We start from the raw sequence: 24,758 nt of genomic DNA, 5'->3' as shown, positions 1-24,758 counted from the left end.
ACCATGGAGACACTGTCGACCAACATTGCGCATGGTGGAATGCAGGGCGTGTACAGCCATGCTTCCGGTGCCACGAACACCGACATGACCTTTTCGGTCTTCGTCCCGCCGCATGCGCCGGGGGCGGCCCTCCCGGTGCTGTGGTATCTTTCCGGGCTGACCTGCACCCATGCCAATGTTACCGAAAAGGGCGAATATCGCGCCGCATGCGCCGAAAAGGGCGTGATCTTCATCGCGCCCGACACGTCCCCGCGCGGGGACGAGGTCGCGGACGAGGACAGCTATGACTTCGGCAAGGGGGCGGGCTTCTATCTCGACGCGAGCGAAGCGCCATGGTCGCGTCATTACCGGATGCGCAGCTATATCGAGGAGGATCTGCCTGCGCTGATCGCCGACCAGTTCCCCATGGCGGACATGACCCGGCAGGGAATCACCGGCCATTCGATGGGCGGGCACGGCGCGTTGACCATCGCACTTCGCAATCCGGCGCGTTTCCGGTCGGTATCGGCTTTTGCGCCGATCGTCGCGCCGATGCAGGTGCCCTGGGGGCAAAAGGCGTTGCCGCGCTATCTGGGCGAGGATCGCGAAACGTGGCGGCGCTACGATGCCTGTGCGCTGATCGATGACGGCGCACGCGTGCCCGAATTGCTGGTTGATCAGGGGCTTGCCGACAATTTCCTTGCCGACGGGCAATTGCGTCCCGAACTGCTTGAACAGGCATGTGAGCGCGCCGGAATCGATCTGACGCTGCGTCGCCAGCCCGGATACGACCACAGCTATTACTTCATCTCCACCTTCATGGCGGATCATGTCGCCTGGCACGCCGAGCGGCTGAAATAGCCCCTTATCTCAAGGTCCGGTAAAGCGTAACGCACTGACGATACTGCCACGGGTCCGGATTACTGCGCCCCGGTATCAGTCGTCGCCGAAGTTGAGCCGCCGGGTCACGGTGTAATCGAGGATCGCCATGACGAAATAGGCCGCCGCCTGCTTCACCCGCCGCCAGGGTGTCGTAAACTGTTTATAGTAATCGCGGGTCATCTCAGCCGAATTGGCGACTTCGGTATCGACATAGGCGCGTGCATGCGCGGCGAATGCGCGATCCTCCACCCGCAACATCAGTTCAAGGTTGAGGAACATCGACCTGACATCGAAATTGGCTGACCCGATATGAACGACGTCGCCGATGACGAACAGCTTCGTGTGCAACTTGGTTGGCTGATATTCGTATATCCGTACCTTTTTGCGCAGCAGCCCGGCATAGGTGAAGCGCGAGGCCCAGATTGCCGCGCCGTGATCGGTCTTTGACGGCAGGATCAGGCGTACCTGGCCGCGTTTGCCCGCCCTGTCGAGGCGGCGGAGCATTGCCGGCCCCGGTGCAAAATAGCCCGCGATCAGATCAATCCGCAGCGCGCGGTCCATCTCGCGCTTGATCGTTCGCGCCCAGGGCGACAGGCGGTGCGTCGGCCCGCCCAGCAGCCAGCGCGCATTGCCGCTTTCCTCGCTCCAGTCGTTCAGGGTTCGCGACAGCGCGCGAAGCGACGCTTTCGACCGCCGTGTCCAGCGTTCGAGCGCGTCGAAATACCCGGCCAGCCGTGCCGCTGCCGGGCCATCGACCAGCAGCCCCAGATCGCGCCACGCATGCTGGTCGAGCGTCCCGAAATAGCTGTCCTGAATGTTGAAGCCGCCGACGATCGCGCGTGCTTCGTCGGCGATTGCCATTTTCTGGTGATTGCGCAGCAAATAGCGGCGGCCGAGCCGGGGCACGAACCGACTGACGGTCGCGCCCGCACGCTGGAGCGGATCGAAGAAGTGATGGTCGTCGGCCTTATCGCTGCCCAATGCATCGACGATCAGCGATACTTGTACCCCGCGCGCCACCGCGGCGATCAGCGCGTCGCGCACCTTCGTCCCGACACTATCGTCGACATAGATGTAATACAGGAAGCGGAGGCTGGTTTGCGCGCCGTCGATCAGCGCGATCAGCGCGTCGAGCCGGCGGGGGCCGGTGTCGAGCAGGGTAAGGTGGTTGCCGTCAACGGTGAATGTCGGTTGATCGGGGGGAGCCTGCATGATGGCGCCTCCTTGCACCGGTGCGGCGGGGCAGGCAACCGCCCGCGACCGACTTTTCTTGACAATCGGAAGCTGGATGAGTAGCTTCTTGCCTTTCCGTACACCGTCAAGTTTGAAGGAAGCGTTTCATGGCGCGCGTTACCGTCGAGGATTGCGTAGACAAGGTCTCCAACCGGTTCGATCTGGTATTGTTCGCGGCGCAGCGCGCCCGTCAGATTTCGGGCGGTGCCGACCTCACCATCGATCGTGACCGCGACAAAAATCCGGTCGTCGCACTTCGCGAGATCGCCGAACAGACGATAAAGCCCCGCGATCTGGAAGAGGGCGCGATCCAGTCGCTTCAGCGCGTTCAGATCGATGATGAGGAAGCCCCCGACGAAGTGGGATCGCTCTCCGCGTCGGCCGAAGCGCTTCGCCTCACCGCCGCCGCCCCGCCGCGCAACACCAATGTCGGCAGCGACTACGAAGGCTGATTCGGTCGGTTCAGTTGAATTTGCAAAAACCCCGGCATCGTCCGGGGTTTTTCTTGCCGCCGACGAACGGTTCAGGCGGTGCGCGCCTGTTCGCCAAGCAGAGCAAAGCGCCGTTCGAAATCACGCGCAATATCGGCAAGGGTTACTTCACCGAGCCGGGTAACCAGTGCTTCCTCCGCCTCTTTGAGCGCCGAACGCATGGAAGCATTCACTGCCTGTTCGACCAGGCAGGCGGAATTGGGATCGGCTAGCCCGATCGAGAATATGCGCGGCTCCCCCACCGCACGATAAACCTGCAGCATGGTGACCTGATCGGGTTCGGCGGTAATCGTCCAGCCACCACCATGCCCCTTTACCGACTGTACCAAGCCGGCATCGCGAAGGCCGGCCATCGTTCGCCGCACTACCACGGCGTTGCTGCCAAGCATTTCCGCCGCCGCCTGCGACGTGATCGGTCCGTCGGCGCGGGCCATATGGACGAGAATGTGCAGCATTCGCGAAAGGCGGGAATCCAGTTTCATGCAACCCCCTTATCATAGGTCACGCTATGTTTGAGGTTGCAAAAGAAGGTGGCCGGTTTATGTAACCCCATATGTTGCGTAAAAAGTCGAGGTCACGAACCATGCATGACGTTATCGTTGTCGGCGGCAGCTTTGCCGGCCAGTCCGCTGCCATGCAGCTGGCGCGTGCACGACAAAGGGTGCTGCTGATTGATGCGGGGCAGCCGCGCAATCGCTTTGCCGAAGCCGCGCATGGCTTTCTCGGGCAAGATGGGCGCAGTCCGGCGGCGATCATGCGCGATGCATCGAAACAGCTTCTCGCCTATCCGGCCGCCGAAATCGTTCGCGGCAAAATCGCGACTGTCGAACGCGGGCAGGGGCGCTTCACCGTCATGGGCGAAGACGGGGAACGCTTCGCGGCACGACGCCTGATTCTGGCCACCGGGGTCAGCGACGAACTGCCGCCGATCGCGGGGTTGCGCGAACGTTGGGGTGAAACCGTATTACACTGCCCCTATTGTCACGGATACGAGGTTTGCGATCAAAATCTGGGCATCATCGCCAATAATCCCTTCTCCGCGCATCAGGCGGCGATGATCCCCGATTGGGGAAAAGCGACCTATTTCACGCAGGACCTGTACGAACCCGACGCCGACGAAGCGGCGCTGCTCGCCCGTCGCGGCGTTGCGATCGAACGGACGCCGGTGGTCGAATTGCTGGGCGATGCTCCGGCGCTGCGGGCGGTGAGGCTGGCCGATGGCAGGACAGTGGAGGTTGCGGCGATCTTCACAGCACCGGTTACCCGGCAATCAAGCCCACTGGCCGCGCAGTTGGGATGCGCGATGGAAGACGGCCCCAGCGGACCTTTTATCAAGGTCGATCAATGGGGGAAGACCTCGATCGACGGAGTGTTCGCGGCGGGCGATGCTGCCGCACCGATGCATAACGGAACCATGGCGTCGGCGGCCGGCGTGCTTGCCGGTGTCGCAGCGCACCAGTCCCTCTTCATGTAAACACGCTTGCCCGCCGGGGATTATTCAGGGCCTGGATCGCCGGGGCCCTTGAACCCCTGCGCGACGACGAACCATTCGACCGATCCCTTGCGGCTTGACGGGGGCTTGGCGTGTTTGACGGTGGCGAAGGCGCGCTTCATCTGCGCGACCAGATTCGCATCGGCGCCCCCGGCAAACACCTTTGCAACGAATGCGCCGCCGGGTTCGAGCACATCTTCGGCAAAGGCAAAGGCGGTTTCGATCAGCGCCATGGTGCGCAGCGCGTCGGTCTGCTGATGCCCGACCGTGTTTGCCGCCATGTCGGACAGGATCAGGTCGGGGCGCCCGCCCAGCGCCTCGATCAGCGTATCGGGTGCGTCATCGGCCATGAAGTCCATCTGGAAAATCGTCGCGCCTTCGATCGGATCGACCGGGAGCAGGTCGATACCGACGACCGCCGCCTTGGGAAGTTTGCGGCGAACGACTTGCGTCCAGCCGCCCGGCGCGATGCCGAGATCGATGACCCGCTTCGATCCTTTCAACAGACCGAATTTCTCGTCTAGCTCGATCAGCTTATACGCGGCGCGGCTGCGATAGCCTTCGGCCTTGGCGCGCTTCACATAGGGATCGTTGAGCTGCCGTTCGAGCCAGCGGGTCGATTGCGCGGTCCGCCCGCGCGACGTGCGCACGCGTGTATGACCGCCCCTTCCGCCGCGGCTCATTGTCCCGATCCTTCCATCATCCGGCGCAAAATCCCTTCGCGAATGCCGCGATCGGCAACGCCCAGCCGCTCGGCGGGCCACAGGTCGAGTATCGTTTCCAGGATCGCGCACCCAGCTACGACCAGATCGGCCCGTTCGCGCCCGATGCACGGTACTTCGCTGCGCTGCGTCATCGTCATGCACGCAATGTCCGAACTCACCTGCCGCATCTCGTCCGAGGGTACGATCAGACCGTCGACCCGGCCCCGATCATAGGATTCGAGGCCCAGATGCACGCTGGCCAGCGTCGTCACCGTGCCGCTGGTGCCCAGCAGGCGGTGCCCATCGGCCATTTTGGGCAGGCGCCCGGCGAAACCGGCAAAGCTTCTGGTGACGGTTTCGCGCATTGCGCGATATTGGTCTATCGGGCTGGAAATGTCGCGCGCGCGTATTTCCTCGGTCAGCGACACGACGCCCCATGGTGCGCTGTGCCAGTCGATGACGCGCGGGACCGGTTCGGCCGAATCGATCAGCACCAGTTCGGTCGATCCGCCGCCAATGTCGAACACCACCGCCGGCCCTTCGCCCGGTTCGAGCAGCGCATGGCAGCCAAGCACGGCAAGCCGCGCCTCCTCCTCCGCCGAAATGATGTCGAGCAGGATGCCCGTTTCGCGATATACGCGCCGGATGAAGGACGGTCCGTTGGCGGCGCGGCGGCATGCCTCGGTCGCGACCGATCGCGCCAGCGTGACGTTGCGCCGGCGAAGCTTGTCGGCGCAAACGCGCAGCGCGGCGATCGTCCGTTCGATCGCGGCATCGCTCAGCCTGCCGGACGCGTTCAGCCCTTCGCCCAGCCGGACGATGCGCGAAAAGGCGTCGACCACGGTAAAGCCGTTGGCTTGCGGCCGCGCGATCAGCAGCCTGCAATTGTTCGTACCTAGGTCCAGGGCGGCATAATGCCGTGCCTGGGGCCAGCGCGCGCGCGCTGGCGTTGTGGGCGCCTGTCGGCGTGGGGACTTGCCCTGCCGGTGCGGCACCCGGGCGGGATGATCCCCCATGCCGTCACTCGCTTATATTCTTCCGTCACACCCGCCGCGCACGAATTGCACGATGGGCGCTCGGTGCTTGGCCGTGAAGCTAACGCGTATGGGGTGGAACGGCAAGCGCGATGGGCGGCGATCAAATGGCGGGTTGACGTTTCGCCGATTTGCGCGATTATTGTTGAGCGAGTGACATCAAGCATGTCGCGCGGTAATGCCCTCAACCCCCTTGACCGGCGGAAAACCGGGCGTTAGAGCCGCGCTCCTGTTGCCCCGTCGTCTAACGGCAAGACTACGGACTCTGACTCCGTCAATCGTGGTTCGAATCCACGCGGGGCATCCAGCTTTTCAGCGCTATTCGCTTTTACATCAGCCGGTGACTTCTGCGATCAGGGGGGCAGGCCTTTTCGCTGGTCCAGTCCATGCCGCCGGTTACTCGCCATATCTTCTTGCCGGAGAGTTGATGAAACCAAGCTCCCGATCGAGCGAATCAACCGTGAAATCGGCAAGCTTCCCGAACTTGAAGCGAACATACAGGAGTTGCGTCGTGAATGTGGCGAACAGCAACATGTTCGCCGATAAAGCCAAGCCCACCGGCGTCAGGTGTGTCGGACCTTGCTGAGATAGCATCGCGTGCGCAATTCATTGAAGAAACGATGACCATGCCAGACGCGGGGGTGTAATGAACGGCATGCTGATCGCCACGTCACGCATCCAGTTGATCGTGGAAGCATAATATTGCGGCATTCCGATTAGTCGCCGGCGTCAATCAGGGCCGGCGCTGGTCCTGATCCGCCGAAGACGTTCGGATCAAATGTAGCCGGCAACGCCTTTGCTCTTTCGGGTTGTACCATCGCGACCGGCTCATTCGGCGGCTGCACCATGAATTTCAACGGCTCGGCAAGATATGCCTTCACCGTCGTACCGTAAGGTATCCTTGCACTCGTGCCATGGATCAGGAAGCCGCCAAGTGGGCTGAGCAATACCATCGTGGCGACGGACGCCGCAGTGCCGCTGACGCCCTCGTCGTGCGCCTGACCATTTAGTCGAACGGGTCCGCTAGGCGTTTCGACATACAGGATGCGAATATCGAGCTTGCCCTTTTTGCCGACATGGCCATTCGCCTGCGCTCGAACTACTTCCGCGACGGCGGGAGCGCCGATCGGTACGACGACCTGACCACGATAAGACAGGCTCTCGGCGACTTCGAGATAGATGCGGTCGCCCGGCTCAGCATCCTTCGTTGATACGTCCGTCCGCGTCCGCAGCATCAATTGCGTTCCCATCGGGAAAAATCTGGTCTGGATCGGTTTGTCGCCATCGACACGGGCTGGCGCCGGCCAATAGTAATTATTCTGCGCCTGCGCGCTTCCACTTATCGCCAGTCCAGCAGCGATAAATCCAATCTTCCACATACCCCTTCTCCGCTCATTCATCGTCCAAGCCGACCGGAGGGATAGCGACCGAAGGTTAACAACGGGATTCATACAGCCGTGGCCGAATAATCACCAGTTTCGCTGACTGCGGATGTGAACGATCGATATCTCGACATTCTTGGACAACGCATTCGTGCTCGTGTTCTCGAGCCGCCCGTCTGCCACGAAATGAAGCGCGGCCTGACGTATTTTGTGCGTTTGCGCCAAATAGCGCAGCTTTTCAGCGCTATTCGCTTTTACGTCAGCGGGTTGCTTCTGCGATCAGGGTGCGGGCCTTTTCGCTGGTCCAGTCCATGCCGCCGGTTACTCGCCATATCTCCTTGCCGTTCGCATCATACAGGATGGTGGTGGGAAGGTTGACGCCATAGCGCGTCGATAATGCCAGTTGCTGATCCAGATAGGGCTGGAGATTCGCAAATTTGTGTTTCGCGAAGAACGGGGCCACCTGTTCCTTGCCGCCCAGATCCTGGCTGACGGCAAGCAGCGCCACCTTTCCGTCAAGATCGCCCGCCAGCGTATCGAGCGTGGGCATTTCCGCTACGCATGGCGGGCACCAGGTCGCCCACAGGTTGAGGAGCACCGGCGTCCCGCGAAATGCGGCAAGCGTGACCGATTTTCCCGACGGATCGGTGAAGCGGGCATCGGGCGCCGCTTCGCCCGCATGGCTGCGATCGACCGATCCGTGTAGCGGTTGCGAGGCGTCGTCATTAGCCATGCTATCATCCGACCTGTTCGCGCTTGCTTGCCCCGGCGCGGACGATTGCCTATCGCAGCCGGCGGCCATAAGCGCGAGACCGAGGAGAAGCGCAATTTCGCAGCGCAAGGCAGACTCCAATCAGATGTGGGGCGGACGGTTCGAAGGCGGCCCGTCGGCGGTGATGCGTGTGATAAATGCGTCAATCCCGTTCGACAAGGCGCTGTGGCGGCAGGATATCGCCGGATCGAAGGCGCATGTCGCAATGTTGGCGAAACAGGGGATCGTCGATGCGGCGGATGCAGCGACGATCGCGCAGGGACTCGATGCCGTCGCTGCCGATTATGAACGCGACGGCGTGCCCGAACTGCTTGACCTCGAAGATATTCACATGGTGACCGAGCGCGCGCTGACCGAAAAGATCGGCGCGGTGGCGGGGCGGCTGCACACCGCGCGGTCGCGCAACGATCAGGTCGCGACCGACTTCAAACTATGGGTGCGCGAAGCGATCGACGAGATCGATACCGGCCTTTGCGCGCTGATCGACGCGCTGATCGCGCGCGCCGACGAACATGCCGATTCGGTGATGCCCGGCTTCACCCATCTGCAATCGGCGCAGCCGGTGACGCTCGGCCATCATCTGATGGCCTATCACGACATGATCGTGCGCGACCGGGGACGGTTTGCGGATGCCAGGGCGCGGCTCAACCGGTGTCCGTTGGGTGCGGCCGCGCTTGCCGGGACCGGATTTGCGCTCGATCGCGATGCGACCGCCGCCGCGCTCGGCTTCGATTCGCCGACGACCAATTCGCTCGATAGCGTGTCGGATCGCGATTTCGCGCTCGAATATCTCACCGCTGCGGCGCAATGCGCGCTGCACCTGTCGCGACTGGCAGAGGAATTCGTGATCTGGGCATCGCAGCCCTTTGGCTTTGTCCAGCTTTCCGACCAATGGTCGACGGGCAGTTCGATCATGCCGCAAAAGCGCAATCCCGACGCCGCCGAACTGGTTCGCGGCCATGCGGGGCGGGTGATCGGTTGCATGACCAGCCTGATGGTCACGATGAAGGGGCTGCCGCTCGCCTATTCAAAGGATATGCAGGACGACAAGCCGCCGGTGTTCGAGGCGCATGACCTGATCGGGCTGGCGATCGCGGCGATGACCGGCATGGTGGAAAGCGCGACCTTTCGCACCGATCGGATGCGCGCCCTGGCCGAAAGCGGCTTTGCCACCGCGACCGATCTTGCCGACTGGCTGGTGCGCGAAGCCGGACTGCCCTTCCGCGAAGCGCATCATGTGACCGGCCGGGCGGTGAAACTGGCCGAGGATCGCGGCGTGGCGCTGCACCAGTTGCCGCTGGGCGATCTGCGCGACATCGATTCGCGATTCGATGAAAGCGTGTTCGACGTGCTGAGCGTCGACGCCTCGGTAGCCAGCCGACGCAGCTTTGGCGGAACCGCGCCCGATCGGGTGCGAGAGGCGATCGCCGCCGCTCGCGATGCCCTCAGCCGGGAGGGCAGGGCATGAAGCCGGTCTCCGCGCTTTTCGGCGTTGCCGCGCTTGCGCTTGCCGGATGCGGGGCGAAGAGCGCGCTGGTTCCCCCGGAAGGGCAGGCCTTGCCGCCCGCCCCCTATGGCGCGAGCGAGCAGCCCAATGCCCAGCAATTGATGGCACCGCGTACCGCCACCCGGCCCCGGCGCAGCGACGACATTCTGACCGATTCGCACGAACGCGAAGACGATCCTTTCGACCTTCCGCCAACAGACTGAATGCTATGAACCATTTCGAATATCGCGACGGTCGCATGTTCTGCGAGGACGTGCCGCTGGAAAAGATCGCCGCCGAAGTCGGCACCCCGGTCTATGTCTATTCGCAGGCGACGCTGGAACGGCATGCCCGCGTCTTTCGCGAAGGCGTCGGCGTGCTGCCGCGCGTCCATTGCGCGTTCGCGATCAAGGCCAATCCCAATCTGGGCGTGCTGCGCGTACTCGCCAATCAGGGCTATGGCGCCGATGTGGTGTCGGGTGGTGAGATGGTGCGCGCGCTCGCCGCGGGAATGAAGGCGAAGGACATCCTGTTTTCGGGCGTGGGCAAGACCGGGGAGGAACTTTCCGCCGCGCTCGATGCCGGAATCGGCCAGTTCAATCTGGAACACGAACCCGAAGGAATCGCGCTTGCCGCGCTCGCCCATGAAAAGGGACTGTCCGCGCCCGCCGTGCTGCGCGTCAATCCCGATGTCGATGCCGGCACCCATGCCAAGATTTCCACGGGACTGGCCGAAAACAAGTTCGGCGTTCCCATTTCGGAAGCGCCCGCGATGTTCGCGCGCCTTGCCGCGCTGCCCGGACTCGATATGCGCGGGATCGCTATTCATATCGGCAGCCAGCTTTCCGACCTTGCGCCGCTCGAACGCGCATATACCAGGGTCGGCGAACTGATCGCCGAGCTGCGAGCGGCCGGACATCGCATCAGCCGGGTCGATCTGGGCGGCGGTCTGGGCGTGCCATACCGACCGGGCGATGAAATGCCCAGTCCCGCCGCCCTGGGGGAGATGGCCGCGCGCGTCACCAAGGACTGGGACGTCGAGATTATGTTCGAACCCGGCCGGGTGATCGCCGGCAATGCGGGCGTGCTGATGACTCGCGTAATATGGGTAAAACCCGGTATTGCGCGGCCCTATGTAATCGTCGATGCAGCAATGAATGATCTTGCCAGACCATCGCTTTATGACGCGTATCACCAGTTTCAGGCGGTTCGCCCGAGCGGCGAAACGATGAATGCCAATATCGCCGGGCCGGTTTGCGAAACCGGCGACACCTTTGCGATGGATCGCGATATCGACAGTGTCGCGTCTGGCGATCTGGGCGTTTTCCTGACCGCCGGCGCCTATGGGGCGACCATGGCTTCTACCTATAACAGCCGGTCGCTGGTGCCGGAGGTTTTGGTTTCTGGCGATCGCTATGCCATTGTCGCCGACCGCATCCAGGCCGCCACCGTCATGGCGGCCGAACGTGTACCGGAGTGGTTGCCATGAGCCTTTCAGGACTTCCCGTCATGCTTCAGGTCGCCGGGCGGCCGGTGATTCTGGTCGGCGAAGGCGAAGCGGCGGACGCCAAGCGCCGCATCCTCGAACGCGCCGGCGCTGAAATCGTCGGAGAGACCGAACAGGCGCGCCTTGCCGTGGTGATCGCCGACAGCGACGCCGAGGCGTGCGAAATCGTCGAGCGGCTTCACGAGCGCGATATTCTGGTCAACGCGGTCGATCGGCCCGACCTGTGCGATTTCATCTTTCCCTCGATCGTCGAGCGCGATCCCGTGATCGTCGCGATCTCGACCGGCGGCGCATCAGCGGGGCTGGCCGCGGCGTTGCGGCAGCGGCTGGAAGGGATGATCCCGGCGGGGCTCGGCACGCTGGCCACCCGGCTGGGCGAAGCGCGCGCGACGATGCGCCAGCGCTGGCCCGATGCGGGCGAGCGGCGGCGGGTATTGTCGGGTGCATTGATGCGCGGCGGCAAGCTGGACCCGATGGCCGACCTTGGCGAGGATGCGGTCGATCGCTGGCTGGAGAGCGAGACCGCCGAGCCGGTTAGCGAGGCGGCGAACCTTTCGCTGCGATCGGAGGACCCGGACGAACTGACCGTGCGCCAGGCGCGGCTGCTCGCCAATGCCGATTATATCGTCCACACCCCCGGCGTTCCGGCGGCGATCCTGCACCGCGCCCGTGCCGATGCGGTGCGCATCGAATGGGATGCGCAGACATCGGGGGAGCGGCCGCCGGGGCTGACGCTGTTCCTTACCATGGCGGCCTGACGGCCCTGCCAGATCAACCGCCGAGCCGGGCAACCTGCGCGGTCAGCGAATCGATCGAACGGACCAGCCGCTTCCGATCATGGCGCAGATTGGCCAGTTCGACACGGGTTTCACCCAGTTCGATCGCGCGTGATGCGATGCGCGCGTCAAGCGTCGCGTTGAACCGCTTGAGCTCTTCCAGCTGTTTGGCGTCCCGCAGCGTGCGCGCAACGCGCGCGGCCAGCACGTCGAACGCGAAGGGACGCGCCACATAATCGTTGGCACCCGCTTCCAGCGCACCGACCGGCGCGGCGGCATCGTCATGCCCCGTCATCATGATTACCGGCAGATCGGTCGTTTCATGCGCGGCGCGGACATGGCGCAGCACCTCTATGCCCGACATTTTCGGCATGTCGTAGTCAAGCAGGACCAGATCGAACCCGCCCGCACCGATCAGATCGAGCGCGCGGATCGCGCTGTCGCTCAATACCGGCAGGTAACCGAGTTTGCCGAGCTGATGGCCCAGAACATTCAGGGTGGTGCGATTGTCATCGACCACCAATATCGTGCGGGCCTGTGGTCCGGAGCCGCGTTTCGATGTCATATCCGGTTCGTTTCGGGTCATGCTTTTCCGCCATCCCGTCCGAAAATCGCATGGCGCGGTAAGCAAAGCGTTAAGCGCAAATATGCGGTTTCTACGACGCTGGCCGCCAACCGATGATCGGCAAGGGCACCCCGCCGATTCGATCGACCGGCGGGGTGCCCTTATAGCTGCTTATCATCGCATATTGTCCGGTGAGGCGCAGCGGATCAGTAGAACAGCTTGCGCACGCTGATCTTCACCGTGCGGCCGAGCGCGTCGAGATAGGCCGGTTGATAGCTGATCGGCACGGTGCCGTCCGAATCGGTTACCCGCTGGCGTTCGTTGAAGATGTTGTCGACGTCGAACGACACCCGCACGCCGTGCAGCCAGGGATGCGCTTTCACCCAATTGTCGCGATTGCCCAGATCGGCGAACAGCCGGAGGTCGAAGGTCATCAGGCTGGAAAAGTGAAGGCTTTCATCGCCTGACGTCCCGCTGTCGACATCGGTGCCGCTTTGCCAATCGCCGCTGAAGCGTACGCCGAAACCGTTTTTGAACGCACCGGCGCGCAGTTCAACCTCGTGCCGCGGCTGGCCGCCGCTATTTCCGGTTGCCGAGCCATTCAGCAGGTCGAGTTCGGGAACGCCGTCGCGGATCAGCACCCGATCCTGCAGGTGGATCGTGTGATAGACGCTGAACATCAACCGCCCGCCGTCATGATGGCCGAACGGACCGCGACCACCGCTGCGCCGATTGCCCGATCCGCTCGACGCCTGCCGCCCTTCGGACTGGTTGCCGGATTGCTGTCCGTCCTGTTCACCCTTGGCGTTCGCGCTTTGCGTTTGATCGCTTTGCTGCTGGCCGCTTTGTGACGAATCGCTGTTCGACGAATCAGCAAGCTCGCCGGGGGGCGGGCCGCCATCGTCGCCGGGGGGCGGTCCGCCTCCCGGGCCACCAGGGCCGCCCGGCCCGCCGCCACCGGGAGGGCCGCCGCCGGGGCCGCCGCCACCGGGAGGGCCACCGCCACCGCCGTCGGAGGCGCTGCCGCCCAGCCGCTTGTTGAAATCGAAACCCCAGCGAATCTGCTGGCGATCCGACCGCAGGAAGTTGACCGGCCGGGCATCGACCTGAACCAGATCGCCCGCCGCATCGCGCACGAAGCGATCGGGAAACGCCTCCTGTATCGCGGCGGTCACCGACGGGAAGGAAGCGATGGGATTGTCGATGCGCTCCTTCACATATTCAACGCTGAGGCGAAGATCGGGATCGCTGAGCGGTTTTGCGTTCAGGCCGATTTTCATCACATGCCGGTTGTCGGCGACCAGATCCGGATTGCCACCCGAAATGCGGGTGATGTCTACCGTTTCGCCGGTGACATAGTCGAAGATCCGGCTGTTCGGCGTGGTGATGACCGCGCCGCCAAGCTGAGCGGCGGTCGGCGCGCCGTCTTCATCGGTGATCGAGACGAGCAGGCGCACATCGTCGATCGGCTCCCAGTTCAGACCGTACCCGATCGAAGTCAGCGTGCCGAAATCGGATAGCTGCTGCACCTGGGCGTTGCCGTTCAGCGACACATGGCCAAGGATCGGCAGCACGCCGCGATCGGCATCGGCAATCGGCACATCGATATTGATCTGTCCATCGGCCTGGCTGCGGCCGATATCGCTGGTCTGCAATATCCCGCTGCTGCGCGAACGGCTGTCATAATCGCTGTTCGTGAAGCCCAGCTTCACGCTGGTATTCACCTCGCCCGCGGGCAGGGTGAGCGGTGTGCCGGTGAACAGGACATTGACTTCTTCGCTGGTCGATACCGATTTCGCGCTGTCGGTCGGCCGGTACAGATCGCCGTTCAGGAATTCGGGCGCGAACGGATTGACGCTGCTGTCGCCGGCGAGCAGCGCGGCCTGAACCGCATCGGTGTCAACGCCGGTCTGGGTCCAGGTGTTGACCTGTTCACGGTCGAGATTGCCGGTTACCGACCATTGCCACCCGGAAAGCGCGCCGTTCAGGGTGAAGCCGCCATGCGCGGTCAGCGTGTGCGTATCCTGCGTCAGCGGATCGGTGCCGGCATAGCGGTATAGCGACACGTCATTCGAAAAGGGCGAATAGGGATTATCGGCGGGGAGCGTCAGTCCGACCTCCGCCAGGCCGTTATAGGACTGGGTATTTTCCTGCTCGATATTGATGTTGCCGGTGGCGGACACGTCGCCGATCCGTTTCGAATAGATCGTGTTCACCTCAAAGCGCTGGCTGGCCGCCTGAAGCGTGCGGTAGGGGGTGGTGTCGGTGCTGTTGGCGGTGGTCGAAAAGTCACCGATCGAGGCAATGCCCGACGTGACGGGAGCGCCCGCCACCGAAACCGGCAGGGCGGCATCGATATCGTCGCCCGTATCGCCCAGCGCGGTTACATTGCCGAAAATATCATAGGGATGGGTGGGGTCCGACGCAGTGATGCCGCGTTCGGATTCGAGCAGGCGCGACTTGTTTTCATATTCCAGATTGACGTTCAGCCGGCCGCCGTTGCGGATGCGCAGATAATTGGATTCCGCTTCGCCGTCGTTCGTGCCGCCTTCGGTCGGGAGCGTGTCGTCCAGATCGACCGTCCAGGCGTTGAAGCGTTCGAGCAGAACGATGTTCACCACCCGCTGGTCGGCGCGATAGCCGTATTTCAGCGCAACCTCTTCGGGCAGGATTTCCACCCGCTCGATTGCCTCGGTGGGAAGGTCGCGAAGTTCGCGAAAGTCCGAAATGCGCTGGCCGTTGAGCAAAAGGACGGGGCGACCGCTGCTGCGCCCGCGCCCGCTCGACGTTTGCGGTGACAGCGCGTCGAGAAGTTCGGAAATGGTGCTGGCACCATAGGCGCGGATATCGCCCTGATCGAGTGTCTGTTCGGGTTTGATGTCACCGATAACGGCGCCGCGTTCGCGCTCGGCGGTGACGACGATATCGCTTTCGGTGCCGGTCGGCAGGTCGGCGCCGCTGTCCGTGACTGCACCGGTATCGCCCTGATCCTCGGTTTGCGGGGCGGTTTGCGCATGAACGGCGACCGGCGCGGTGCCGAGTAGCAGGAGCGCGGTAAATTTCTTGATATTGCCCATGCGGACGAATCGACCCTTGTTATTTTTACGGCCCGATGCCGCATCGGCGACGCTTGTAATTTCTATTTGTCGCAAAAGTTTCCCAGTATCGTGAATGTTTTGCGCAAATGTGTCGGTACTCCCGTGCCCGGCACCGCAAATGGGGCGAGCGTTCTTGCGCAAAAGGGCGATATGGTCGATCCTTTGCCGATCACGCTGATTGCGGCCCGCGCTGTCTGGAAGGAAGCACCATGGCGAAACCGCATGCCCCCGGCGGCGTCGGTATACAAGCTGGCGGTGGCGATATCGGCCCGTGCCGGGCGCGGCGATCGCTGGTTGTGCTTCTGGCCCTGATCGGAACGGGGGTGACGATGCCTTCCGTTCGTGCGGCCACGCGAACGGCGGCACGCGGTTTTAACATGATCGAAAAGCCCGATGCGCCTTTCGGCAGCGCCGCCGCGGCCCGCAGTTTCGAGGCGATGGCGGCGATCGGCGCGGACCATGTCGCGCTGATCCCCTTTTTGTGGCAGGCCAGCGAGAACGATCCCAACATTTTGTACGGTGACGCCGTGCCGCTGGCGCGGTTGCGCGCTGCGATTGGCCAGGCGCGCACCGCAGGGCTTTCCGTTATCGTAAAGCCGCATGTCTGGGTGCCCGAACGCTGGGCGGGCAGCGTGGCGATGCGCAGCGAAGCCGACTGGGCGACATGGTTCGCCGCCTATCGAGCGGTGGTCGCGATTCTGGCGGATGTGGCGCGCGATGAGGGGGCGCAAACGCTGGTCATCGGAACCGAACTTCGCCGCACCAGCGGCCGGGCGGAATGGGCCGGTGTGATCGATGCTGCGCGAAGCCGTTTCCCCGGCCGGCTGACCTATGTCGCGCATGGCGCGGAAGAGGCGGAGAAAATACCGTTCTGGCGGCAACTCGACGCCGTTTCGGTTTCGCTTTACCCCTCGCTGGGCGGCGATGCGGATCGCGAAGCCTGGAAACGGGCGATGCGTGGCGTGCTGCTTGCGTCGCGAAAGGTTGCGGATCGTAACGCGCGGCCCTTGTGGATCGGCGAAATCGGCATACGATCGGCTGTCGGAGCGGCCATGCGTCCATGGGAAAGCGCCGAAGAGCGCCGCGCCGCGCCCGATCAGGCGCTCCAGCGGTCGGTACTGCGATGCTGGCTCGACACGATTGGGGAACTGGACGCGGCCGACCTGATTCTGGTTTGGCGCTGGTTTTCCGATCCGCATGCGGGCGGGGCGCAGGACACTGATTTCACCGTGCAGAACAAGGCCGCGGCGCGCATGCTGCGTTCGCGCTGGATCAGAAACTGACCCACACCCCGCCGAACGCGCCGCGTTCACGCAAGGCGTTTTTGCCGCCCAGCGTGCCGACCCAGCCTGCCTGAAGCGAAAGCCCCGGCGCGACTTCATACACCGCGCTCAGCTGAGCGTTGTGATAGCGATAGCGATCGAAAATCCCCTCGCCGCGACCGTCGCTGAACGTGTTGAACGATTGCGCCATCAGCAACAATCTGGGCGCGGGGCGATAGCCGGCGGTAATATCGACATGATATTCATTCGGTGGATCGCCGTCGCGCAGGCGGTACGCGCCTTGCAGATCAACGAAGCCGCTGTCCGCGCCGATCGCAAAGCCGTATATGCCGCGCAGGCGCAAATCATATTCGGTATCGGTGCTGCCCACCTGCGCCAGCACGTCGCGCCGGGAATCGCCCGGAATACGGATCGTCCCCTGCGTTGCCAGCGACCAGCCGTCGCCATGCGCGAAGCGATAGCGCGCGCCCACATCGGTATAGCCGAGGCCGCTGCTGTCATTGTCCGGCCCTTCCACCGACACGTCGCGCAGGCTGGGGGTGACGGTCAACGTGACGTCGTCGGTCACGCGATATTCGGTCAGCAGGTACAGTTCCATCTTGCGGTAATCGGCGATGTCGACGCGATGGCCGTCGGCATCGAAGCCCTGTTCGCTGTTAGAATAATAAAAGGTGGCGATCACCTGCCCCCGCGGGGCAGAAGGCTCCGACGGTATGGTGCCGTCGGTTTGCGCCATCGCCGGTATGGCCGTTAAAATTGCGCATGCGAATGCCGTCGGGCCCAGATGCCGGGCCTTGCTATTGAATCCGCCCATTTTGCCCCTCCTTGCTTCGTTGGCGCTTGCTGTCGGAAAGAAGTCGCGCCGCGATCTCGCCCAGTTCCTCGCCCGTTCCCCAGGCGGTCAGTGTGGACACCGTGACGAATTCGCCCGACATCGAATTGCCGTGCGGGATTTCGGCACTGGTCAGCGCGGCCCGGATCGCGGTGCAGCTTATACCAAGCGGTTCGCGGCTTTGCGCGCGCGGCTGCACCAGCATGAATGCGCCATCGCCATAGTGGCAGGGCATCGCTGCCATCGGTCCCGGCGCTTCGCTGATGATCTCCGCAATACGCTGCATCAGCGCATCGGCGGCCACCGCGCCGTGGCGTTCGCGAAACAGGTCGAATTCGTCCACCTGCACCAGTGCGAGCGCCGCCGAATCGTCATGCTCGCGGCAGCTTCGTAAGGTCAGTTCCACCACCACGTCTCGCGCCAGACGCGTCACCGGATCGATCAGCGTTGCATCAAGCGCGCCGCGTTGAAGATTGTGGTTGCGCGCTTCCAGTTCGGCTTCGCGCAGCCGCCTGCGCGCCAGTTCGCGGCCGAGGCGAAGCAGCGTGCGCACCCGCGCCAACAGGTCGATCTGGTTGACCGGTTTGCCGACGAAATCATTCGCCCCTGCAACGAAAGCCTGATTGAGCGCCTGAACATCGCGTGCGCCGGTGAGCATCAGGATCGGGACCTGCCTGCTGCGTTCATCAAGGCGTAGCCTTGCACAGGCTTCGATCCCGTCCATCTCCGGCATCACGATATCCATGATGATCAGGTCGAAATCGGTGTCGCGTTTCTCCACTCCTTCGATTTCGTGATGGATATGGCGAAACGCTTCGGACGCGGAACGTGCGAAGGTCAGATTGTCGAAGCCGCCTTCTTCCAGAAACATTGCGGTGATGTCTGCCGAATCTTCCGAATCGTCGACGATCAGGATGCGCGCGGGGGAGGTGGGGGCGTTCATGATCCGGTCTTCTCCACCCGGGCATAGGCGCGCCAGCGATCGCTGTCATATATGCGCCGGTATCCCGGCCGGCCGCGTTCATACAGGTCGGGAAACAGGCGACCCACCCGGTCGCTGCCCAGTCGCGATTCCCGGTTGCGCACCACCAGGATCGCGGCGTCGCTTTTGCCGCGCAGACCGGCAAGCTGAAACTGCGGTGTCTCGGCGCTCCATATTCCGCTGGCGCGGCCGCGCGCCGCAACGACCAGCGGTGCCGCTTCGGCATCGAACAGGATCGCGCCACCGTTGCGCAGCAGCGCGCCAAGTGCGGCGAGATTCTGATCGGGCGGTTGCACGCGCTGTCCGGTCGCGGCCGCGCGCCAGCGCGTGGTTTCAGAGGATTGATCGACAAAGGTGAGGATCGTCGTCCCGACCAGACCGGCGAACAGCAGCAGGACGATTCCGGGGCGTCCCGGGCGTTCATGCGGCCAGCGCAGGGCGCAGGCGGCGGCAAACGGCACGCCCAGTCCGACGACCAGCATCAGCGGCGGCAGCAGTCCGAACAAAGTCGCAAGCGCAGTCGCCGCCACCAGCCATCCCATAAGCGCGAGCACCGCGAGCCGCAACGGTGGCATGCCGGCGGTTCGCGCGAACATCGCAACGCCGATCGGGCAGGCGACGAACAACCCGACCGCCGCGCGGCATCCGGACAGCAGGCTGTCGAACGGTGTGGCAAGGGCGGCGCCGCGCGCTGGTCCCAACCCTGCGGCCTCCCGGCTGAGCGTGTCGATGAAGTGCAGCGGATCGCCGCCGAAAATCCAGTTTACATAGGCGAAGGACGCGGCGGTGAAGAGCAGCGGGAACATCAATACCATGATCGCCGCGCCCGGCGTCCTGCGCAGACGATCGGCAGGCACCACCAGCGCGAGAAACGGCAGCCCGGCAAAGGCGAGCACCAGCCCCAGCGGATGCGAAAGCACGATGATCACCAGTGCGATCGCGACCAGAATGATGTCGTTCACGCGATGGCCGCGACCCAGCTGGAACATGCCGAGCGCGAGCAGCCAGATGCCCCAGTGCAGCAATACGAAGCCGGGGCCTTCCGCGACGGCCCGCAGGAACAGCGGGTTTGCCGACAGAAACAGCGTGGAGAGCAGCGCGGCGGGCAGGCCGAATCCGCTGTTGCGAAACGAAGCGAACCAGGCGGTGCAAAGCCCGACGGCCAGCAGGATCGCCAGCAGCATGGGCGCGGCCGATCCCAGCGCTGGAAACAGCCATGCCAGTATCAGCGTGCCGCCATAGGGAAGCGGCGGATAGGCGGTGACGATCTGCGCCACCGATATCAGCCCGTCATCGGCGAGCAGCGTGCGCCCCCACAGGTCGAGCCCGCTTGCCGAGGCGTAACCATTGGCCCGCATCGCCAGCATCAGCGCGAACAGCGCCGCCCCGGCGACCAGCGCGACCAGCGGGGACCAGATGCGGTTGCGGGTCATGCGGCCTGTTGTTCCTGAACGGCGAGCGCGACTTCGTGCGCGGTGTGTTTGGACAGGCCGTGATTCGTCTTTTCCCAGTAAAAGGGCTTGCTTACGAGTTGCCAGGCGCCCTTCCAGGCGGCGATCGACATCAGGGCCCAATACCAGATGACGGTCAGGCTGAACGGCGTCAGCTGAAGCCAGTTGCGGCGGAACGGCGCCAGCATCATCAGGAACATGAACAATCCGTTCCCGGCGAGCAGGTTGAACAGCGCAAGATACAGCAGGATCGGCGGGAACAGATTGTCGAGCGCCGCCGTCTGCGTCACCGCCCAAAGCGCGAAGATTCCCCAGAAGATCGGGTTGAGCAGGCCCGACAGCATCGTTCCGCCGATGAAGAAGGTGAACCCCAACACGCCCAGCGGCCCGATCGTGCGCATCAGATGCACCGGGCGGCGGATATGGACCAGAAAGGTCTGCATATAGCCCTTTATCCAGCGCGAACGCTGCCGGACCCAGTTCGTTTGCGACACATTGGCCTCTTCGAACGTCGTCGATTCGACGAGGCGGACCTCATAGCCCTTTTGCGTCATCCGGATGCCCAGATCGGCATCCTCGGTCACGTTGAACGGGTCCCAGGCGTGAAGTTCGCGCAGAACATCCATCCGGAAATGATTCGACGTACCGCCCAGCGGGATCGGCACCCGCAACCGTTCAAGCCCCGGCAGCATCAGGTCGAACCACAACGAATAATCGAGCGTGAACATGCGTGTCAGCCAGTTCTCGTCCCGGTTATAATAGTTCAGCCGGCACTGAACGCATGCGACGCTGTCGGGCGCCTGATTGAACGCGACCACCACTTTTTTCAGTTGATCGGGTTCGGGTTTGTCCTCCGCATCGAAGATGACGAGATAGTCGCCGCGCGCGAAGCGAAAGGCATAGTTGCAGGCCTTTGGCTTGGTCTGCGGCTGCGAAGGCGGCACCCGGATGATTTCGAAAATCCCCTCCAGCCCCAGCCGGACGGCGGCATCGATCGTTTCGTGATCGCCCTCTTCCAGCACGATCTTGATGTCGAGCTTTGACGTGGGATAGTCGAGTTTTCGCAGTGCGTTGGCGAGGATCGGCAGCACGTCCGGTTCGCGGAACATCGGCACCAGCACGGTATAGATCGGCAGGTCTTCGTCGCGCAGCATGCGCACCGCCGACTCGATTTCCCGCGCGCGGACATGCTGCTGGCTACCCCCGGCCCAGATCAGGACCGCCTTGAACAGAAAATTGCCGAGGTAAAAGAGCGACATCAGCAGGTTCAGGACGATCAGCGTCGCCACCGGCCGCACGGCAAGCGCCAGGGCGGTGACCGTCAACGCCGCCCATCCCGCGATCAGCTGGCGCGGCGTGAACACCGTTTGCGCCGACATGACGGGGTCGCGCTCGGCAAGGTCGAATACCGCGGCGTGGCTGAACCGTTCGGAAAACACGTCCTGAACCGCGCGCTGCAAATCCGGCTTTGTCGTCACCACCAGCGCGACGTCCGGCCCCCAATGTTCGCGGATATATACGATCGCTTCGGGGCCGGGCCGCGCGGTGGCGATGTGCAGCCGGCCGTCGAGCACGCGCCAGGGCGCGGTGAGTTCGCGCATATAATCGGCGACTTCGTCTTCGCGCAGCAGTGCCGGATCCGGCGGAACGTCGGTCAGCTGCACATATTCCATGCCGAACCGCGCCGCGAGCGTGGCGTAATAGGTGTCGGCATCGATCCATGCGCGGGCGAGCAGCACGTCGGGAAGGCTGGTCCCCCAGCGCAGCGCCAGACTGCTCGCCTCGTTCAGCTGGGCGAGGGTGATGAGTCCCTGTTCGGCAAGGAAATCGCCGGTCCAGCTATCGCTCGCGGTGAGTTCCGCCACGGCTTACCCTTCCGTTTCGGCAGGGCGGTAGATGCGGCGCAGCAGATAGATGAACCCGATGCTCGCGATCAGCCAGCCTAGACCGATCAGCCACAGCCGATAGCGTTTCAACAGGTCGGCAAGGCTCGACTGTTCGGGATAGTTGATATCGACCAGCCGGTCGCGCGTGGTGGAAAAGGCCAATACCGGCCCGTCGCCGTCGAAAAAGGCGACATCACCGCGCGCAAGCCCGGAACGATCGATATCGACCCCGGCAAGGTCGCCGAAATCCCTGCCCGGACGTATCCACAGCACAGCCCGGTCGCCCTGACGCACCAGTTGCGCGATCGTCAGCCGGCTCATCGCGCCCGAATCGATAAGCGTGGTGCCGCCCTCACCCTGTATGCGCACGGCCCCCTGATCGAAGCGAACCGGCGACGCGGCATCGGGCGGCGGCTTCGCACCGACCAGCACATAGGGGCCTTTCGATGGAATCTCGCCATAGGAAACGCGGACCGGCGTCGCACCGTCGATCAGCGTTGTCAGCAGGCGGCGCAGGGGCGGCAGAGCCTGGGGACCGGGCACGACGATCGTCACGCCGCCCGCAAATACGGGGGCAAGATCGCTAAAATCGACCGGCGCCCCCGCCTTGGCAAGCACGACATGGCTGGAGGGCAGCAACTGCGCGGGATAGCCCTGCGGCGCATAAGCGCAATCGCCCGCGCGCACCTGCCGCGTCACCGCAACCTCCACGCTGTTTCGTGCGGTGAGCAGGCCTTGGGGAAGGTCGAGCTGCAAGTGCGTGCGGCCGCCGCGATCGGCCTGCGCGCTGCCGAGCAGAAGCCCGTTCATCAGGACGCTGACGATCGCTGGCGTCGTGCTTCCGTCGTCCGCGACCGCAACGTCGATCGCCAGAGCGCTTGCCTTCCGGTCGGCAGGGATAGCAGTGACCGGCAGTGCAATGGTCCAGCTGCCGCGGTCGGAGACGGATTGCACCGATGTGTCGGCGCCCAGATCGGCAAAGGTCAGGTGCGGCAGAGCTGGCTGATCCCGGCTGGTCGCCGCGGCGGCAAGCATCGGGGAGGCGGCCAGAGCTCGCCAGCGGGTATTTAGCAGTCGCGCCGCCGCCGCCGGATCCTCACCGCCCAGGCGAATTTCCGGGATGTCGCCATCGTGCGCAAGCATGACCGCACCGGCATCGGCCCCGGCAAGTGCGAACCGGCTGCGCGCCCATTGCGATCCTTCGCTTTGCGGCAGTGCATTCACGATGCGCGTGTCGCTGCCGTTCGCCGCCAGCGTGAATGCGGCCGCCGCCTGATTGGGGGTGGCGTTGGCGGGCAGCATGATTTCGCCGCCACGCGGCATGATCGCCGCGACCTTGCCGATGCTGTCGACGGCTTCGGGAGCAAGCCCGACCGTCAGCCCGCCGCCGGGCGCGAGGTTGAAATAGGCGCCCGAAACCCGTTGATCGACACAGCGATCATCCGAAATCGCGCCGCTATAGCGCAGTTTTACGGCAAGAAATCCGTCACGGATCAACGCCGGATCGATCGGAACCTCAATTACGCCGTCCTGCGCTTCGGCGGGTAGCGAGGTGGTGAACAAGGTGTTGCCGCCGACATCGATCTGAAGGCTGCGGCGGCTGTCGAACGCCGATGCGCTGCGATAGGGGAGCCGCAGGCGAAGGCTGCGAACCCCTTTGACGGGCGGAACCGGGAAAAACAGGTCGCGCGTCCCCGAAAGACCGGAAAGGTCTATTCCGTCGGCATAGCCGAGTTCGCGAAGCGCGATGATGCGTTGCAGCCCGGTTGCGTCGGCATCCTGCGCGGACGAGTCGCCGATGTTGGCGGAAAAAGGCGCGGCGGGGCGCGGTTGGGCGTGAAGCGGCATCACCAGGACAGCGGCACAGGAAAGGAGGCCGATTCCCTTGGCAATCATGCGCGCTCGTCCATCTGCCGCTGCGCTTCAAGACGCAATTGGCGAAGCTGGTCCAGCAAGGCTTGTGTCGATTCGTGATTTGCGTTGCCCGCCGAGCTTCGCCGCGCCGCTATCATGTCCTCGCCACGCCGTGCCATCGTGCCGAGCACCTCATATCCTAAAATGGGGGCGGTCCCCGCCATATCGTGAAGCATGCGTTCGAGGTCGCCGGGCGTTTCCGACGCCGCGCCCGTCGACAGCGTGTCGATCGCCGCATCGATGGCGTCGATGCGCTCGGGCAAGCGCGCGGCGAATCGCTGGGCGATGCGCGCCAGCGCGGGCGAAGGTGCGGATGTCGTCACGTGGCTCTCCCTCGCTTTCCATCTGGCACCAAAAGGCTATCGTATTGTTAACGTTGGTTGGAATCGATGGAGGGCGAGATGCGGATATTGTATGTCGACGACGATCCCGATTTGCGGGACATCGCCGAATGGGCGTTGGAGGCGCGCGACGATATCGACCTGCGCATGGCCGATTCGGGCGAAGCGGCGATCGCGATGATCGATGATGGTGGCTGGCTTCCCCACCTGATCGTCCTCGACGCCAGGATGCCGCCCGGACTCGATGGGCCGCAGACGCTGGCGTTGCTGCGCACACGCGCCGCGCTTGGCGAAACCCGGTTCGCATTCGTAACCGCCGCGCGCGAGGAGGAGCGGGATCAACTTGCCGCGCTTCAGGTGGATGCGGTGCTTGCCAAGCCGTTCGATCCGGCGACCTTTGCCGATACACTTGCCGGCATCGTTGCCAAGTCCCCCGATTCGAATCCCTGATTCGGAGAGGAGACGACAAATTTGCCGCGGGTCGAGCCCCACGAAAACCGCTCAACCTGATGAAAAATGGGCTAATTCAGGTGGCCGCGACAAAATTGCAAAAAACTGATTGACGGTTTGTGGTGTGGGGCATAGAAGGCCTTTCACCGACGCGGCGGGCCGATTGGCACGTTTTGTTGGTCACCGAAAAGCAGGCGCTTTAGCCGCCCCGATGAAAA

At 63.6% G+C, this 24,758-nt stretch carries 23 protein-coding genes and 1 tRNA gene; 10 read left to right on the top strand and 14 right to left on the bottom strand.

The genetic code is table 11. From position 1 onward, the window contains the following. The first annotated feature begins 3 nt into the window (after nt 1-3). Nucleotides 4-840: an S-formylglutathione hydrolase gene (gene fghA / locus KY084_RS14125; protein WP_219239168.1), complete on the top strand. Its 837-nt coding sequence runs from the start codon at nt 4-6 to the stop codon at nt 838-840. 75 nt (nt 841-915) lie between these two features. Here the strand turns inward: fghA and KY084_RS14120 are convergent, their stop codons facing one another. Beyond that, nucleotides 916-2,073, bottom strand: coding sequence for a phospholipase D-like domain-containing protein (locus KY084_RS14120; RefSeq protein ID WP_219239127.1), 1,158 nt, complete (start codon nt 2,071-2,073; stop codon nt 916-918). 128 nt (nt 2,074-2,201) lie between these two features. Between KY084_RS14120 and rpoZ the strand changes: the two genes are divergently transcribed. Then, complete coding sequence (gene rpoZ / locus KY084_RS14115; protein WP_219239126.1) at nt 2,202-2,546, top strand: DNA-directed RNA polymerase subunit omega; 345 nt, start codon at nt 2,202-2,204, stop codon at nt 2,544-2,546. A gap of 71 nt (nt 2,547-2,617) precedes the next feature. Here rpoZ and KY084_RS14110 read toward each other — a convergent pair whose 3' ends face one another. Next, on the bottom strand, nt 2,618-3,067 hold the full coding sequence (locus tag KY084_RS14110; protein WP_219239125.1) for an RrF2 family transcriptional regulator: 450 nt from the start codon (nt 3,065-3,067) through the stop codon (nt 2,618-2,620). Nucleotides 3,068-3,168: 101 nt separating this feature from the next. On the opposite strand from KY084_RS14110, the gene KY084_RS14105 reads away from it, so the two are divergent. Further along, nucleotides 3,169-4,059 carry an NAD(P)/FAD-dependent oxidoreductase gene (locus KY084_RS14105; RefSeq protein WP_219239124.1) on the top strand — a complete coding sequence of 297 codons (891 nt, stop codon included), beginning with the start codon at nt 3,169-3,171 and terminating at the stop codon, nt 4,057-4,059. 20 nt (nt 4,060-4,079) lie between these two features. On the opposite strand, the gene KY084_RS14100 is transcribed toward KY084_RS14105, so the two are convergent. Together KY084_RS14100 and KY084_RS14095 are read right to left on the bottom strand one after the other, a co-directional pair. Next, nucleotides 4,080-4,760 carry an RlmE family RNA methyltransferase gene (locus tag KY084_RS14100; protein WP_219239123.1) on the bottom strand — a complete coding sequence of 227 codons (681 nt, stop codon included), beginning with the start codon at nt 4,758-4,760 and terminating at the stop codon, nt 4,080-4,082. After that, the gene (locus tag KY084_RS14095) at nt 4,757-5,797 is read right to left on the bottom strand and encodes a Ppx/GppA phosphatase family protein (RefSeq protein WP_219239122.1); all 1,041 of its coding nucleotides are present in this window, start codon (nt 5,795-5,797) and stop codon (nt 4,757-4,759) included. The genes KY084_RS14100 and KY084_RS14095 overlap by 4 nt, the downstream gene beginning before the upstream one ends. 251 nt (nt 5,798-6,048) lie before the next feature. On the opposite strand from KY084_RS14095, the gene KY084_RS14090 reads away from it, so the two are divergent. Then, nucleotides 6,049-6,122, top strand: a tRNA-Gln gene (locus KY084_RS14090). Nucleotides 6,123-6,531: 409 nt separating this feature from the next. On the opposite strand, the gene KY084_RS14085 is transcribed toward KY084_RS14090, so the two are convergent. Continuing rightward, entirely contained in the window at nt 6,532-7,194 is a 663-nt protein-coding gene (locus KY084_RS14085) for a hypothetical protein (RefSeq protein ID WP_219239121.1), read from the bottom strand. 262 nt (nt 7,195-7,456) lie between these two features. Beyond that, entirely contained in the window at nt 7,457-7,930 is a 474-nt protein-coding gene (locus KY084_RS14080) for a TlpA family protein disulfide reductase (RefSeq protein ID WP_343228031.1), read from the bottom strand. Nucleotides 7,931-8,054: 124 nt separating this feature from the next. Between KY084_RS14080 and argH the strand changes: the two genes are divergently transcribed. The 4 genes from argH to KY084_RS14060 are packed head-to-tail and all read left to right on the top strand — an operon-like array spanning nt 8,055 to nt 11,720. Next, a complete protein-coding gene (argH, locus tag KY084_RS14075) occupies nt 8,055-9,437 on the top strand; it encodes an argininosuccinate lyase (protein ID WP_219239120.1) in 1,383 nt (460 codons plus the stop codon). Next, complete coding sequence (locus tag KY084_RS14070) at nt 9,434-9,679, top strand: hypothetical protein (protein WP_219239119.1); 246 nt, start codon at nt 9,434-9,436, stop codon at nt 9,677-9,679. Before argH ends, KY084_RS14070 begins: the two co-directional genes overlap by 4 nt. 5 nt (nt 9,680-9,684) lie before the next feature. Next, complete coding sequence (gene lysA / locus KY084_RS14065) at nt 9,685-10,944, top strand: diaminopimelate decarboxylase (RefSeq protein ID WP_219239118.1); 1,260 nt, start codon at nt 9,685-9,687, stop codon at nt 10,942-10,944. After that, complete coding sequence (locus tag KY084_RS14060) at nt 10,941-11,720, top strand: precorrin-2 dehydrogenase/sirohydrochlorin ferrochelatase family protein (protein ID WP_219239117.1); 780 nt, start codon at nt 10,941-10,943, stop codon at nt 11,718-11,720. Before lysA ends, KY084_RS14060 begins: the two co-directional genes overlap by 4 nt. Before the next feature lie 13 nt (nt 11,721-11,733). Here the strand turns inward: KY084_RS14060 and KY084_RS14055 are convergent, their stop codons facing one another. Next, on the bottom strand, nt 11,734-12,324 hold the full coding sequence (locus KY084_RS14055) for a response regulator (RefSeq protein WP_246587185.1): 591 nt from the start codon (nt 12,322-12,324) through the stop codon (nt 11,734-11,736). A 185-nt stretch (nt 12,325-12,509) separates the two neighbouring features. Further along, on the bottom strand, nt 12,510-15,380 hold the full coding sequence (locus KY084_RS14050; RefSeq protein ID WP_219239116.1) for a porin family protein: 2,871 nt from the start codon (nt 15,378-15,380) through the stop codon (nt 12,510-12,512). 230 nt (nt 15,381-15,610) lie between these two features. On the opposite strand from KY084_RS14050, the gene KY084_RS14045 reads away from it, so the two are divergent. After that, nucleotides 15,611-16,684 carry a glycoside hydrolase family 113 gene (locus KY084_RS14045; RefSeq protein WP_219239115.1) on the top strand — a complete coding sequence of 358 codons (1,074 nt, stop codon included), beginning with the start codon at nt 15,611-15,613 and terminating at the stop codon, nt 16,682-16,684. Here the strand turns inward: KY084_RS14045 and KY084_RS14040 are convergent. The 6 genes from KY084_RS14040 to KY084_RS14015 all read right to left on the bottom strand — a co-directional run bounded on the left by KY084_RS14040 (nt 16,674) and on the right by KY084_RS14015 (nt 24,072). Then, a complete protein-coding gene (locus tag KY084_RS14040; RefSeq protein ID WP_219239114.1) occupies nt 16,674-17,420 on the bottom strand; it encodes a transporter in 747 nt (248 codons plus the stop codon). The genes KY084_RS14045 and KY084_RS14040 overlap by 11 nt on opposite strands. A 61-nt stretch (nt 17,421-17,481) precedes the next feature. Then, a complete protein-coding gene (locus KY084_RS14035; RefSeq protein WP_219239113.1) occupies nt 17,482-18,459 on the bottom strand; it encodes a response regulator in 978 nt (325 codons plus the stop codon). Beyond that, on the bottom strand, nt 18,456-19,931 hold the full coding sequence (locus KY084_RS14030; protein ID WP_219239112.1) for a glycosyltransferase family protein: 1,476 nt from the start codon (nt 19,929-19,931) through the stop codon (nt 18,456-18,458). The genes KY084_RS14035 and KY084_RS14030 overlap by 4 nt, the downstream gene beginning before the upstream one ends. Then, nucleotides 19,928-21,814 carry a glycosyltransferase gene (locus tag KY084_RS14025; RefSeq protein WP_219239111.1) on the bottom strand — a complete coding sequence of 629 codons (1,887 nt, stop codon included), beginning with the start codon at nt 21,812-21,814 and terminating at the stop codon, nt 19,928-19,930. The genes KY084_RS14030 and KY084_RS14025 overlap by 4 nt, the downstream gene beginning before the upstream one ends. 3 nt (nt 21,815-21,817) lie before the next feature. Further along, nucleotides 21,818-23,731, bottom strand: coding sequence for a cellulose biosynthesis cyclic di-GMP-binding regulatory protein BcsB (locus KY084_RS14020; protein WP_219239110.1), 1,914 nt, complete (start codon nt 23,729-23,731; stop codon nt 21,818-21,820). After that, entirely contained in the window at nt 23,728-24,072 is a 345-nt protein-coding gene (locus tag KY084_RS14015) for an Hpt domain-containing protein (protein ID WP_219239109.1), read from the bottom strand. Before KY084_RS14015 ends, KY084_RS14020 begins: the two co-directional genes overlap by 4 nt. A 78-nt stretch (nt 24,073-24,150) precedes the next feature. Between KY084_RS14015 and KY084_RS14010 the strand changes: the two genes are divergently transcribed. Continuing rightward, nucleotides 24,151-24,540, top strand: a complete 390-nt coding sequence (locus KY084_RS14010; RefSeq protein ID WP_219239108.1) for a response regulator — start codon at nt 24,151-24,153, stop codon at nt 24,538-24,540. Nucleotides 24,541-24,758 lie beyond the last annotated feature (218 nt).

This window comes from Stakelama flava, from assembly GCF_019351405.1.
In the GTDB taxonomy this organism is placed as follows: Bacteria; Pseudomonadota; Alphaproteobacteria; order Sphingomonadales; family Sphingomonadaceae; genus Sphingomonas; species Sphingomonas flava_A.
Note: the sequence above shows the minus strand (reverse complement) of the source record. Positions and strands in the feature narration are given on the sequence as shown.